Source organism: Sporosarcina ureae, from assembly GCF_002101375.1.
Taxonomy (GTDB): domain Bacteria; phylum Bacillota; class Bacilli; order Bacillales_A; family Planococcaceae; genus Sporosarcina; species Sporosarcina ureae_B.
Genome location: NZ_CP015207.1, coordinates 1,383,125 through 1,397,510 on the forward strand (window position 1 = coordinate 1,383,125; position 14,386 = coordinate 1,397,510).

Below are 14,386 nucleotides of genomic sequence, written 5' to 3' on the forward strand. Positions count from 1 at the left end.
TCCTTCACACAGACTGTTCTTTCATTTCCAAAATATCATCTAGTTGGCCTACTACTTGTTCGAACGTCTCAATCTTTCCTTGCAGCACTTTCATCACATGGTCATCAATTGTTTCTTTTACAGCCAAATTATAAATCTGTACATCGTGTTCTTGTCCTAATCGATGAACACGACCAATCCGTTGTTCTAATTTCATTGGATTCCAAGGGAGATCATAATTGATGACATGATGGCAAAATTGTAGGTTAATTCCCTCTGCTCCAGACTCTGTCGCAATTAGCACTTGCGCTTGTGACTTAAATAAATGTTTAATCCACTCCCGGCTGCTTTTGCTTAACTTACCGTTGAAAATGACATTCGATATACCGTTCGCATACAAATAGTCACTCAAATATAATTGCGTCATGCGATATTCAGTGAAAATAATCACCTTTTCGTTCGCTTGTATAATTAATTCGGCTGCCTTTTTAGCTTTTGAATGAATCGACAACTTTTCCAATTGTTCGATGACATTTTCTACATATGAGACTTCTTCCACTTGCTTACATTCCTGCAGTTTTTTCCTTAATGTGCCCATGGTGGCTTCAGGGCTACTACACATTTCCCTTTGTAAAGTCATCGTGGAAAATGCATCTGAAAATACCGGGGATATTTGTTTCAGATTGGATATAGCTGTGTAGGCCTGCCTTTCATTGTCCGTAAATGTGATAGGAACTGTATGAATCTTTCGTGTAGACCATTCCACACCCGTGTCTTGGCGCCTGTTACGTACCATGACTTGGCTAACTAGTTCCTTTAAATAACTATCTCGTTCTTCATCACGGTTTTTAGCAGAAAATACTGATGAAAACTCATCATAGTTTCCTAAATGACCTTGTTTAAGTAGCGTCACCAGATAAAACAATTCAAACGTATCATTTTGGATCGGTGTTGCTGTAAGCAATAAACAAAATTTCTTCTTCAAGCTTTGTACAAATTCATAACTGATCGTCTGATGGTTTTTTAATTTATGCGCTTCATCTACGATAATCAAATCATAGTCTTGCGCGAATACTTTCTCCTTATGTGGACTGCGTTTAGCAGTGTCCATACTCATGACTACTACGTCCACATAATCGAGCTCGTAATTCTTTTTGTACAACAGCGCAGGGATGTGGAATTTCGTATATAGCTCTTCCACCCATTGATTAACGAGAGAAGCGGGTACTAATATCAGTACTTTTTTCACAAGTCCTCTCAGCAAATATTCTTTAATAATCAGGCCTGCTTCAATAGTCTTACCAAGCCCTACCTCATCCGCTAAAATCGCTTTACCATTCATCTGTTCAATCACTCGTTCAGCCGCTTTTATTTGATGAGGTAACGGTTTTACGTTTGGTAAGTAAGCAAGTGACTGCAATCCAGTAAAATCAGTGATTAAGTTATTTTTCGTGATGTCATAGCTCATGTTATACAGCACCGAATTATTCCATGGTTCATGGTTTTCAAGTCGTTGAATAAATCCTTCTCTCCAAGAAGAAGATCTTTCAATTAGCATTCCAATCACCTCAACTAGCTTGTATGTTTTGATTAGAATACCCAGAAAAGAAAATATTATGATAAACAAAAAAGACCCTCCATTGATGAAGGGTTTTAGATCATGCATCTATTAAATTTCAAAAGCGATAAAACTTCCTTCGTCATCAAAATCGGTTATATGAAGGACACGGTCTGAGAATGATTCTGCGACAACTGTATCTTTCCCTATTGCTAGAGTAAGTACATTGAATTCCTTTTGTTTTTTCTTCTCATTGAATTCAATTAGAAAACTTTCGCTAATCTCGTCTTCTCCATCGCTAACAAAAATGACATCTGCATGTTTGAATGTACTGTCTTCTATTACTTCAAGGGCGGCTTGCAATGACAGTGTAAAGTCTGTTCCCCCACCCAAAAACGTTCTGGCAAGTCGTGCAAGTTCATTTGAAGTGATCTTACCTTTAGTGAACACTTCTTTTTGAATAGTTGTAGAAAATAATAGAACGCATAAATCCCGGCTTTGTTTCTTGGCGATAGATAGCAGCGCCAAGATAAACCCTTTTGACTGATTATCAAGCAACTTCATACTTCCCGATTGGTCAAGACAAAAAATAATTGGGCCTTTGCCAAGGTTCTCTCGCTTCTTCTGTTCAAACTGCATCGTGTTTCCTTCCGCAAAGCGGCGCAGGAAATCTTTTTTCGTTGAGTCATTTGAATAGAGTCCTAATTCCATCGGTAGAAGACGTTCCATTTCATTGCCAATCGTAACGCCACGCCTCTCGATTGCCTCCACATAGTTCGTCTTCTGCTTTTCTCGCGCCACTTCTTGAAAACGACCAGCCCACTCTGCGATTTCTTGCATTTTGGGATCCATCGCTACTTGATCTGCCACTGCAAGTTGTTCACGCAATGGCACTTTCTTTAACTCTGCGTCCCCTTTACCTGCACTGCTCCCACCCATCAGAGAAATCAGGCTGTCTTTTACTTTGATCGATTCTTCAACCGCTTCATCGATTGCTTGCAAAAATCGTTCGCCATTCGTTTCAAATGTAAATTCTAGCTGTTCATTTAACTTATCAGAAGCATCGGCTAATTCTTGGACAGGTCCATCTTCTATTTCGTCCTGTTGTCGATTCAACTGTTCAACCGGCACATCATCTTGTAGCGCTTCTACGGCTTCCATTTTCTTCAGTAACTCTTCATCCATAGCTTTTGCTTCCGCGAGCCATAGATTGACTTTCTCAATCAACTTTATGGTACAGACAGTTGCGGCCAAATCGTCCAATCGAGTAAAGTTTCTATATTCTTCAAAATGTTCATCTTTCATTAGCTTTTCTATCATGGTCTTATTCGGTTTCAGTGCTGGATTTATTCGCTCAAGTAAAATTCGTGGTTTCATTTTATATAATGCTGCCCAGACATCGCCAAGCAGCGCTTCCGTAGTAGGTAATTGTCCTTCCTCACAGACCTTTTGCAAACCGTCTGACATCTCAAACAGTTCTTTAAAGCGTCTTTTATCAAATGCATCTGTATTCAGTACGGAGCGATGATCTCTAATTATTTTACTTCTTTTCATAGACTATCACTCCTTTTACATTCTGAAGAAGACACCACGTTGCTCACCATTTTCGTCTTTCTTTTCGTTCGTTTCACCGTAGTATGCAGTATCCATTCGACTACTTTCTACTTCATTTTTCAAGGAAGTAATTTGTTTTTGTAAGTGATCCACTTCAGTAGTACGGCTTACATTTTGCTCTTTTAGATTATTTAATTCGGTTGATAAAGCAGAAATCTTCTGGACCGCTTCCATACCTGCTTCTGTTGATTGATCACGTACTGCGGAATCATAGATTTCATTCGCTTCATTTTCAATCGCTGAAAGCCTTTGTGCTAATACATCTTGTGAGTGTTTGCGAACAATAGTACAAACAGTCTCTTTTTGATCCAAAGTCTCCCAGAGTGCATTCTCAAGAATCACCATATCATCTGCCTGTACGGATTCTCTTTGATTGATCAAAGCCCTCGCTTGCAAGATACTTAAAGATTGTTTGAATCGACGATCCGACGGCTGAATTCCTTCGTCCTGGAGTTCTCTTCGAATGGTAGACAATGTCTCATATATTTCATCTGGAAGATGTACTTTGTTGGTCATGTTTTGAAGTTGTACTAAGTCATCCAAATGCATCGTCGGGATTTCAATATGTTCACCTTCATCTTTCATCATCGATACAAAATTTGTTTCATCTGCAATGAAATTGATTTCGAAACGTAATAGGAAACGGTCAAATAATGCTTCAAGCCCTTCACCTTCTTCAGGGTATTCGTTGGAAGCACCAATGACCGACATTAATGGCACTTCCATAGGTTGTCCATCATTATAAAATAACCTTTCGTTGATTAAGGTTAATAAACTGTTTAATATGGCAGAGTTTGCTTTAAATATTTCATCCAAAAACACCAAATGCGCTTCTGGCATTTTAGTAGCAGTGTTGCGCTTATAAACGCCTTCTTCTAAATCTTTTAACGACAAAGGTCCGAATACTTCTTCAGGGGTACTGAATCTGGTCAGTAACCATTGAAAATAGGACGTACCGTTCACGATTTTTGCTAACTCAACTGATAGTGCAGATTTCGCTGTCCCAGCCGGCCCAATCATTAACATATGTTGTTTAGATAGAAGAGCTACTAAAATTCCTTCTACTTCATTTTCACGTTCAAAGAACTTTGCGTTCAATGCCTTTTTTATTTCATGTAACTTCTTTATATTAGTATCCATATAGACATCCCCTCAATTCATAATAACGAATCATTGTTCTCTTTATGTAACAGTGTGACTGTAATAGGAAGCTTTTAACCATCTAACCCATGACTTTTTCCATAATTGTTTAAAATTTTATTTTTTATTCTTGTCTAACCTTTTACATAACGTTATACATTTGGATTAAGCAATTATTTTCAGTAACCTTTCTACTTCTCTTACCCCTTTTAACACTTATCCACTCGTTTGATGAATAATTTCTTGAATATATTTTCAAAATACTGTACAAGGATTAGACAACCACTATCGTGATGCTAGACAAGTAGTTAAATGCTGTAATAACAAAAAGGCTATCCATCGCAATGATGGATAGCCTTTTCTTTTACTTGCAGGTTATCGTGTGCTTGTTAGAAATCTTAATACTATACCTGGTCTACTACTACATTTCCATTCTGATCTAGTAATGCAGTAATTCCATTACATGACCAATCCATGTATGAAGATAGTTTACTCACGTATTCCGATCGACTAATATAGTTATTCTTCCTACAGCTGGGATATCGTCTGTCGATTTCACATAGTATCGCATCTATGCTTCTTCTTTTTTATCTCCAAACATATGAAACTGGCTTTATTTAGCTTCCTATTGTAATCGCATTCCCTTTATTTTGTAAAGTAGATACTATACTTAATGCTGCCAGATAACTTGTTTTAGGGTTGTTTGGCATCGGCTCATTTTCTATTAGTAAGTTCATTTTACCGAAATCACCTTTTGCTTCAATATGATGTGTATTTCGTTGAATATTCGGATCTGCTATAACGCGTACTGCCGTTTTATCTGCACCAAGTCCTGCAATTGATAATAACAATGCAACGTTGACGTTTTTAGGAAACTTTTCAATTGCATCTAGAGCTACACCATCAAAAATACATTGTTCTACGTGCTTCACATCTAGTCCCAATGATTGGTAGGATTTCCTAGTTGTAATGCGAACTTCCTTTAATCCACCTAGGGAATTAGCTGATTGCAGAAGATCCAGTCCACCAATCGCTCCTGAAGGTAGGTAAATATGTTGCTGATTCTTCCGCGCTACTTCTATCATTTCATTTAAATACTCCATATCTTTAAATACACCGATACTGCTCAATACCAGATCTTTCTTATTGTCCAGTACTTCTTCCACACGTTCTATTGCGACTTCAATCGTTGCAGCTTCCACGACTACATCCATAGTAGACTGAATGAACTGCTGAAAGTCTGTATAGAACTTTGCACTGTACTGTGATTCTAGCCTTAGACCCACCTCTAGGTTACGTCCGAATATCGAGACAATTTCACCGACCACTTTGCCGTCCCCATTGATACTTTCTAATAGATATTGCGCAATATTGCCAGTCCCAATAATACCGATTTTCATTTTACAACACCTCTTCTATCAGTATATACACTTCTTCCAGAAATAGATGACTTTCTACTACATTACCCTGGCTATACATAAACAACACAAGGTACGAATAAGATGATATGGATAACTGATAGAAAAATTGGGAGGTATGTATGAATGGCTGGTTATACAGATAATTATGAACGGGATACGTACGGCATTATCGATTTTTGGGTGCGTAACAACTTTGAGCATGGGGAATTTTTCGATAGAGAAATTAGTCACCATGAGTTAGAGTTAGCACGCGCCAATCAGCAAATGATCGATCGCATGGGGGTAATCTTTAAAAAGACTGAATCCAAAACCGGCGATATTGGATTAATTATCGATGAGGCAAAGAGTTCGACAAAAGAGTTCGCTGATCTACTAATTCACACGATGGATCGTGCATTGCATTGCGACGTAATCATTTCTACCCCTACTTCCCTTCTTGATCATATGATTAGAGAAGCCGAGGAAGCAGAGCGTGTGTTCAAATTAATTGAAACAAATTCTTATATTACACCAGCTGATGCGACATTACATGAGAGCAACTTCTGGCTTCGTCAAATGCTCGATCACTTATTATTCATCAGCCATTACGTAGATGCTTCTAACTATGAATTACACGATCAAGTACGCGCGATGACTAAAAAATTCGAAAACCTTCTACTACAAGCGCAAGCTTTGAAGACGATTATTCGCAGACCACGCAATGAAGTATCACCTGTTTTGAATACATTCAATCAAATGGTGATAAAAGAAGCAAAGGCTCTAGAAGCTTTTAAGTTGGAATTGAGTGAACTGATCAAAGCCTGTGCCGCGGTTACGACCGCGCCGCCTGATTTGCTCGAACACATTGCGAGAGAAGCACACCATTTGTGGAAAAACCTCGAAGATCAAGTCGTAAACTAATTTTCATGAAAACATGACGGGAACTCTCTCGTCGTGTTTTTTCATTTACCCTGTAAAAGTCTTGCAATTTAAAACTATTTCTATTGCATCTTCGTTATAGTAGTAGAGGGGCGGTGGTGGAAATGAATTCGGCGGAACTGGAACACGTAATGGATACATATGGAATATGAAGACCTATCTACGGATGAAATAATAAGTGCATCTTATGAATCCGCCTGGTTCAACGTCAATGAATTCTTTGATGACATTCGACCAGGTATGCATATTGAAATCACTTTTGATCCACTTTCATACGCAATTACTCAGCAAGAGCGTCCCACCAGATTCCATGACATAATTAAGTGGGAGGAATATGAAAAATAAAAAGAGATGGTAGTTCACTATACTGAACTACCATCTCTTTTTATTTTACCACTGTTACTGGACAGTCCACATGTTTCATCACTTTATGACTGACACTGCCCATCACCATTTCTTGAATTGAATTTAAACCGCGGCTGCCGATGACTAATTTGTTGATTTTCCTATCATTCACATATCTTATTATTTCCTGACTAGGATTCCCTTTAAGCATAATCACTTTCGTATCTACCGCTGCTTCCTTCGCCATAGCTAAAATTGGTTGCATCTTTTGTTCACGTTTCAGTGCTAGGCTTTCCGGACTTTGTGATAACTGTCTGCCGATCTTCGCCTCGCTGAGATCCTCTACATAGATAATCTCTAACGTAACTTGAGGTAAATATTCCGCTAGCATAATCGCATGTTTTGCGGCACGCATCGCATTTTCAGATCCATCAATCGCTACAGCAATTTTCATATCGTTCACTCCCTCATCATAATTTTCTATATAATTATTCACTTGAGAAGTTTAGTACATGAATCTTGACCGCCATCCTTTTACTTTCGATTACACCTACTTAACGCACTTGCCCCCCGCCAAAATTCCCTCGCTTAATTTCTGCAACTTCATATACCGCCACAAATGCATTTTTGTCTACGTCACGAATGATTTCTTTCATTTTACTATCTTCCAAATGATGAATATTGCAAGTGATTTCCATGAACTGTTTATTGGTATAACTCCCTTGTACCATTTGGTAAGTAGCACTCCGACCCAAACGTCCGTGAATCTCTTCGATCATCAATTCAGGTTTTTCCGTTACAATCTTAAATGTTTTGGAACCACTAAATCCTATTTCCATGATAGATATGACTTTCGATGCGATGAAATAAGCAATTGCTGACATAATGGCACCTGTCAGTCCAAAAACAGTTGAAACGACGATAAAGACAAAAATATTCAGAAACAAAATAAGATCGCTTGTACCAAACGGAAGTTTCCTTGACAGCAACACTGCTAGCATATCAATACCGTCGAGTGCTCCACCGTTACGCAAAGCTATTCCGATTCCGACTCCAATAATGATCCCGCCAACTACAGTTACCAATAATGTATCGTCTTGTACAATGATGGGAATATGATGCATTAGACTTGTACTGGCACTTAAAGATACGATGCCTACTACAGAAAGCGCCGCAAAGCGCCTGCCTATCTGTTTATAACCAAGATAGATAAACGGAATATTTAAAACCGCAATTAAAACACCTAACGGAAGTCCAAAAACTTTAGAACCTACAATACTAAGGCCTGTAACCCCACCATCCGATACATTGTTCGGAATAAGGACTGATTCAAGTCCATACGCTGTAATCACTCCACCCAGCATGACGAAAAAGGCTTGATACAAAAGTCGTAACTTCTTATGTGACTTCTTAGTAATTACTTTCATCTTCTCATTCCTTTCAGTTATTCAGTAAGTCACATGCTTCTATTTACCATACCCTTTTATCCATATAAACTATTCCATTGAAAGTAGAAATTCGGAGTTTTTTCTAGAAAGCCCGCTCTCTATGAACTCTTTCTGATTTTCACTCTTCCATCGCTTAAATCACCCATTTTATATCTTCGTTTGACGGTTCTTCTACCGTCTTTTCATCATGGGTTTATTCCTTTTCATTTACTTTTTTAGAATTCCCTCCTGACTAACTCAATATAAACTTCCTGTATTTTATAAAAACGCAAAGTAGCCAGTGAAATGAATATTTCACTGGCTACTTTGGGCATATCTTTTACTTCACTTCTATTTGTCCCATCATTCCATTGTCTTCATGCTCCAAAATGTGACAATGGAACATATACACACCTTTATGCTTAAACTGTACGGCGATTTTCACTTTTTCTCCTGGATGAACAGCAATACTATCCTTCCATCCTCTTTCATTCTCTTCAGGTTCTATCCCATTTCTCGAGAGTATTTTGAACTCTGTACCATGAATATGGAATGGATGAATCATTCCACCCATCATATCTTTCCTATTATAAATTTCCCATACCTCTGTAACGCCTTGCTTTTGTGTAAAATCTATTCTTCTTGAATCAAATTTCTTTCCATTGATTGTCACATGATCCATCATACCAAAGAGTTCAATATTCTTCGTAACCGGCATGTTTTTTTCTTCTTCCGTTACGGCAAAATCATTTAATTGCCCCAATGTTTGCGTACGATCTACTTCTTGATTTGACACATCAAACGGTAAAAGAATAGATCCATCTTCATTAATCAAAGATAAATCATCTGTAGAATTAAGTTGCGAGAAATCAATAATTATCTCCGCTCTCTCCGATGGCGTCAAAGTTACTTCATTCAATTTTAGGGGGTCATTTAAGAAGCCACCATCTGTCGCAATTTGAACAAATGATTCACCTGTATTCAATTTGAACGTAAAATTTCTCGCGTTCGATCCATTTAGTAAGCGTAGACGTACTTGTTCTTTTCCTACTGTTAATTCAGGATTTACTGTACCATTGACCAATAACGTATCACCTATCGTCCCATCTTCGTTCATTACCGCTTTATAATCTAATTGCCCTTGCTCATCGAAAATTCGGTCTTGGAAAACTAATGGTATATCGTTTTTTCCGTATTCTTTAGGGATTTCTAACTTGTCCGAATTAGAATCTTCAATATAAATCAGCCCTGCGAGTCCTTTATATACTTGTTCAGATGTCTTGCCCTCTGGATGAGGATGAAACCACAATGTAGCCGCCTCTTGTGTCACTTCAAATTCTATTAGTGCCTCTTCACTTGGACTAAGTGTTTTATGCGGTCCTCCATCTGCCTCACCAGACACTTCTAAACCATGCCAATGAAACGTTGTCTCCTCATCTAATTCATTTATTGTTTTAATTTTAACGGTTTCACCTTTTTTAAATTGAAGAACCGGACCTAATAGATCACCGTTATATCCTAAAGTTTCTGTAGTCACACCTTCAAATATATTCACCTTACCTTTTTGCGCCTTAACAATATACTCAGTCCCCTCTGTCGTTTCACTAGTTAATAACGGTGGAATATATAATTCATTTTCACCTGTCGAGTCTTCTAAACGCACTACGTCATCATGGCTCATATGCCCGTTACCCATTGCAGAGTCACCCATCATGTGATGATTTCCTTCGTTGTTATTTTGATTCATCATGTGTTGATTGTTCTGATCATTCGATTGTGTATCGTTACTACATCCACTGATCAGTATCGCACTCAGCGAAAATATATGAAAAACTTTGCACATGAAAAGCTTTTAAGCGGCATCGCCCATATTCATTCATAGTTTTCAGTAGACCTATATTTCTCTTCGCTGATTCTTCTCTTTCGTTTTCATTTGTCTCCCATCTCTTCTATAGTCTTCAATAAACTTCCTAGCCATCTATATTTTAAGTATAGAAAAAGATTATGAAAAAGATGTGCAGATTGGTTTATACATAAGAATTCAGCATACTTCCATGACGTCTTTGTGTCATCATTCTATACTTTGATTTTGTTATAAGACTCACTTTCCCATGATTTAAACCTTAAACCATACAAAAAAGATGCCCGGTGAAGTATTCCCGGACATCATTCGCTACTATTAAAATCTTGATTTGGCTGGTTTCTTCATCGGTGCTTTATTCATCAAATAGGAGATGAATGTATCATCCGTCAGATTCGGATTGGACGAGTTCAGTAAGAGTGCTAGGTTTTTTGCATCGTCAAGTGCTCTGTGGGCATTATGCACTTGAATTCGGTGCGCTCTCAGCAATTGTTGCAGTTTACCGTTTTCAAAGCCGTAATTTTTCCATTTGATTTGTCTGACGGAGCAATACCAGTCCATATCGAGCGTTTCAGGTAATAGCCGGCTGACGAACCCCCTATCAAATGATGCGTTATGTGCTACTATACCGTCTGCTTGATCAAGTATTTTTAGAATTCTATCCATATCAAGCGACTTCCCTCTTACCATCTGATCGGTAATGCCCGTGAGATTCGTAATCGTCGGAGAAATGGAATAGAACGGTTCTTGAAACTCGCAATACTCATCAGCGACCCGAACAATACGGTTATTTTCATACTCTCCCAGCATAACGCCTAACTCGATCACTTCACTCGCCTCGGCACTCATACCTGTCGTCTCCACGTCAATAAACGCTATATGTTTTGTCATGTGAAAACTCCTTTTACACTCTATTTCCATTATATCGAGAATTTAATTATGAACATTTCTATCCTATTAGTATATCAGGATTTCAGTACAATATGTTCAATTTAAACTGCAAGCATTTTATTGAACATGTAGTCATTTCATAAGTTGCCACACAATTCAACGTGCTGTATACTAGGATTGCTTACATGATTGTCCGTCCGGGTGCTTGAGAGAATCAGGCTGAGATAGCAGATGAATCCACTGCTGACCGTTAATCTGATCTGGGTAATGCCAGCGTAGAGAGCGTGATCGATGGAATTATACAGGAATCTCTTTCCTTCCTCGGCCGTCTGCTCTTCAGACGGCTTTTTTGTATGAAAAAATAACAAGGAGTGGAAGAGTTTGAAAAAGTTAAAGTTCACCGATTTATTGATTACCATCATGATTGGCGTTGTGTTTGGCGTGCTGATGAAGTTTTGGGATGATTTATACACTGTCGTCAAACCGATCATGCCTGTCGCGCGTCAACTGCTTTACGGTATGTGGTTCATGGTCGGGCCGTTCGCCTTTTTATTATTACGAAAACCAGGTACTGCACTCATCGCAAGTATTGCAGGGGCTTCCTTATCTGCGTTTGCTGGTCATGGTATTGAAGTATTGATGTATGGACTCGCACAGGGTCTTGCTGCGGAATTATTGTTCGCTGCATTCCGTTATAAACGCTATTCTATTTTAATTGCTGGATTAGCAGGAATCGCGTCATGTCTTGCAAGTTTCGGACTTGATTTGGTTTATGGTTACGCAGCACTCGAAACATGGGCACTCATTGTAAAATACGGATTACGTGCAATCAGCGCATTCATCTTCACGGGTATTTTTGCTGTGCTCATTGTAAGAGCGCTAGAAGCAACAGGTGTGACGTCGCTCATTCGACCTGTTGATAAAAAAGAATATACGATGCTTGATCAGTAAAAGCGGAGGTATGATCCAACTATGAATAACATCAGCGTTACAGATTTACGACTGAAGTTTCCAGGAGAAGATGCTTTGGTCTTTAAAGACTTCTCCTTCTCTGTTCAGTCTGGCGAAAAAGTTCTCATGCTTGGTCCTAGTGGTTGTGGGAAATCCACTTTACTCCAAGTACTGAGCGGCATTATACCAAGCTCCATCGAACTGCCAATGAAAGCAACAGACATTCTGTTACCTGACTCATGGGGGTTCGTTTTCCAAGACCCAGACACACAATTCTGTATGACCTATGTAGATGAAGAACTTGCATTCGTTTTAGAGAATCTTCAAGTTCCGCGTGAAGAAATGGCACTTCTTATTGAAGAAGTGTTAAAGCGTGTGGACTTGCATTTGAAAGATGTCCACACGCCCATCAATGAAATGTCTCAAGGTATGAAACAACGGTTAGCATTGGCTTCTGTTTTATTATTAGAACCTGACGTGCTATTTCTGGATGAACCCTCTGCATTATTGGATCCGGACGGCACGCAACAGATTTGGTCTTCTATTAAAGAGGCAACCGCTGATAAAACTGTGATCATTGTGGAGCATAAAATCAATTTGATTGCTGACTGGGTAGATCGTGTTGTGTTGTTTAATGATCATGGCGTCATAATCGCAGATGGTTCACCAGCATATATTTTTGCAAACTTTCAAGAACAACTAAAACGATATGGTATTTGGTACCCAGGGGTATGGGAAGAATATAAAACATCTGATGCGTTTCAATTAATGATGATAAATCGTCAAGCCGTTTCATCACAAAAGAAAATTCAAATCCAGGACTTTCACGGCTATCGTGGTCAAATGGAGAAGATTTCTGCCAAACATGCGACTGTACAGGCCGGTGACTGGATTACAATTGTTGGCGAAAATGGTTCTGGTAAAAGTACATTACTTTTATCTCTCATGCAATTACTTCGGACTAGCGGTATCTATGAAGTGAACGGTGTACCCATTACGTGGAAAAAGAAGAAACGGCAACTCCCGCAAGGTCTGTCGCTCGTCTTTCAAAATCCCGAACTACAATTTGTGACGAACTCGATTACGGAAGAGTTAACCGTATCTTTACACGGCATGCCAAAAGATGATGCAGACGTATATGCGAAAGAATTGATGTGCTTATTTAACTTACCTGATTCTGTTTCGCGCCATCCTTACCAGCTATCTACGGGTCAAAAGCGTCGTTTGAGTGTCGCAACTGCTCTTACTCCTAGTACAGACATTTTGTTACTGGATGAGCCTACTTTCGGGCAGGATGCACGAAACACCTTCGCCATTCTTGAAAAGCTGGAACAATTGCGCACTGGAGGCATGACAATTTTGATGGTTACGCATGATACAGAAATAGTAGAAAACTTCGCTACTGCTGTTTGGACTGTAGTTGATGGTGTTGTGCATACGGCTAATGGAGTAGGAGGTGCGAAGAGTGTTCAATTGGTTCACACCTAAACGCGAAACCTGGTTATTTCGAGTCAATCCTGCGTTAAAATTTATCGTATTTTTTGCGTTCTTGATTATTACGCTCGTAAATCAAAGTTTATCTTTTGCTATCTCACAAGCTATTTTATATGGAATATTATTTTATGTATTTAGCGGTTATTCGCTGAAGAAACTTTCATTGCTTTCCATTCCGTTAGCTATTTCATTCCTATCCACTGGGTTGACCATGTTGTTGTTCGGTAAGGGTGAAGCGGTAATTTGGCAATGGGGGCTATTCAAGATTTCTGAAGAGAGTATTCAACACGCGCTTTTGCTCGGAAGTAAGTCACTTTCATTCGGCTTCGTTGGCTTTACGTTTATCTTAACTATCCAACCTGTACTATTCTTTTATGCTATGATGCAACAGTTTCGTCTGCCGTCCAAATATGCCTATAGCTTTATTGCAGCTTTTCGTTTAATTCCTGCTGTAACTGAAGAGCTACAAATTCGTAGGAATGCTTTAAAAGTACGAAATATCCAGTTTTCAAAAGGATTTAGAGGTTTCTATGAACGATTGCAGTCCTATACAGTTCCGCTATTTGCCCAAAGTATACGGCGCGCGCAACGCATTGCAGTTGCGATGGAAGCGAAACAGTATCAGATGGGTGCTGCAAGGACATATTATTATCCTACACGGTATACTGGGATAGATATGGTATTTTTACTTGTCATGATATGTAGTTTATCTTCAGCCTTTTTCCTATCAATATATCGATAATTAGCGATATATAATATGTAACCAACTTAAAAGAGAACACAGATC

Annotated in this window: 12 protein-coding genes and 1 riboswitch; of the genes, 4 read left to right on the plus strand and 8 right to left on the minus strand. The window is 38.8% G+C overall.

Annotated elements, in window-relative coordinates; genetic code table 11:
- Positions 1-4: 4 nt before the first annotated feature.
- The 4 genes from SporoP8_RS06850 to nadX form a co-directional block, all read right to left on the minus strand.
- Entirely contained in the window at positions 5-1,537 is a 1,533-nt protein-coding gene (locus SporoP8_RS06850) for a DEAD/DEAH box helicase (RefSeq protein ID WP_085133576.1), read from the minus strand.
- A 111-nt stretch (positions 1,538-1,648) separates the two neighbouring features.
- Complete coding sequence (locus tag SporoP8_RS06855) at positions 1,649-3,091, minus strand: vWA domain-containing protein (RefSeq protein ID WP_085131820.1); 1,443 nt, start codon at positions 3,089-3,091, stop codon at positions 1,649-1,651.
- A gap of 15 nt (positions 3,092-3,106) precedes the next feature.
- Positions 3,107-4,291, minus strand: a complete 1,185-nt coding sequence (locus SporoP8_RS06860; protein ID WP_085131822.1) for an AAA family ATPase — start codon at positions 4,289-4,291, stop codon at positions 3,107-3,109.
- A 617-nt stretch (positions 4,292-4,908) separates the two neighbouring features.
- Entirely contained in the window at positions 4,909-5,691 is a 783-nt protein-coding gene (nadX, locus tag SporoP8_RS06865; protein WP_085131824.1) for an aspartate dehydrogenase, read from the minus strand.
- Between the two features lie 144 nt (positions 5,692-5,835).
- On the opposite strand from nadX, the gene SporoP8_RS06870 reads away from it, so the two are divergent.
- The gene (locus SporoP8_RS06870) at positions 5,836-6,612 is read left to right on the plus strand and encodes a DUF2935 domain-containing protein (RefSeq protein WP_085131825.1); all 777 of its coding nucleotides are present in this window, start codon (positions 5,836-5,838) and stop codon (positions 6,610-6,612) included.
- 403 nt (positions 6,613-7,015) lie between these two features.
- Here the strand turns inward: SporoP8_RS06870 and SporoP8_RS06875 are convergent, their stop codons facing one another.
- The 4 genes from SporoP8_RS06875 to SporoP8_RS06890 form a co-directional block, all read right to left on the minus strand.
- Complete coding sequence (locus tag SporoP8_RS06875) at positions 7,016-7,429, minus strand: universal stress protein (protein WP_085131826.1); 414 nt, start codon at positions 7,427-7,429, stop codon at positions 7,016-7,018.
- 100 nt (positions 7,430-7,529) lie between these two features.
- A complete protein-coding gene (locus SporoP8_RS06880) occupies positions 7,530-8,402 on the minus strand; it encodes a YitT family protein (RefSeq protein WP_085131828.1) in 873 nt (290 codons plus the stop codon).
- A 340-nt stretch (positions 8,403-8,742) separates the two neighbouring features.
- Positions 8,743-10,245 (minus strand): multicopper oxidase family protein, encoded by a 1,503-nt coding sequence (locus SporoP8_RS06885; protein ID WP_085131829.1) that lies wholly within the window; start codon positions 10,243-10,245, stop codon positions 8,743-8,745.
- A 336-nt stretch (positions 10,246-10,581) separates the two neighbouring features.
- Positions 10,582-11,154: an exonuclease domain-containing protein gene (locus SporoP8_RS06890; protein WP_158232312.1), complete on the minus strand. Its 573-nt coding sequence runs from the start codon at positions 11,152-11,154 to the stop codon at positions 10,582-10,584.
- 187 nt (positions 11,155-11,341) lie between these two features.
- Positions 11,342-11,453: riboswitch (TPP riboswitch) on the plus strand.
- An 82-nt stretch (positions 11,454-11,535) separates the two neighbouring features.
- Between SporoP8_RS06890 and SporoP8_RS06895 the strand changes: the two genes are divergently transcribed.
- From SporoP8_RS06895 to SporoP8_RS06905, 3 genes are read left to right on the plus strand one after another with little or no spacing between them, the layout of a single operon-like run.
- Complete coding sequence (locus SporoP8_RS06895) at positions 11,536-12,105, plus strand: ECF transporter S component (protein ID WP_099627183.1); 570 nt, start codon at positions 11,536-11,538, stop codon at positions 12,103-12,105.
- Positions 12,106-12,126: 21 nt separating this feature from the next.
- Positions 12,127-13,593 (plus strand): ABC transporter ATP-binding protein, encoded by a 1,467-nt coding sequence (locus tag SporoP8_RS06900; RefSeq protein ID WP_085131832.1) that lies wholly within the window; start codon positions 12,127-12,129, stop codon positions 13,591-13,593.
- Positions 13,571-14,341, plus strand: coding sequence for an energy-coupling factor transporter transmembrane component T family protein (locus SporoP8_RS06905; protein ID WP_085131834.1), 771 nt, complete (start codon positions 13,571-13,573; stop codon positions 14,339-14,341). Before SporoP8_RS06900 ends, SporoP8_RS06905 begins: the two co-directional genes overlap by 23 nt.
- The last annotated feature ends 45 nt before the right edge of the window (positions 14,342-14,386 follow it).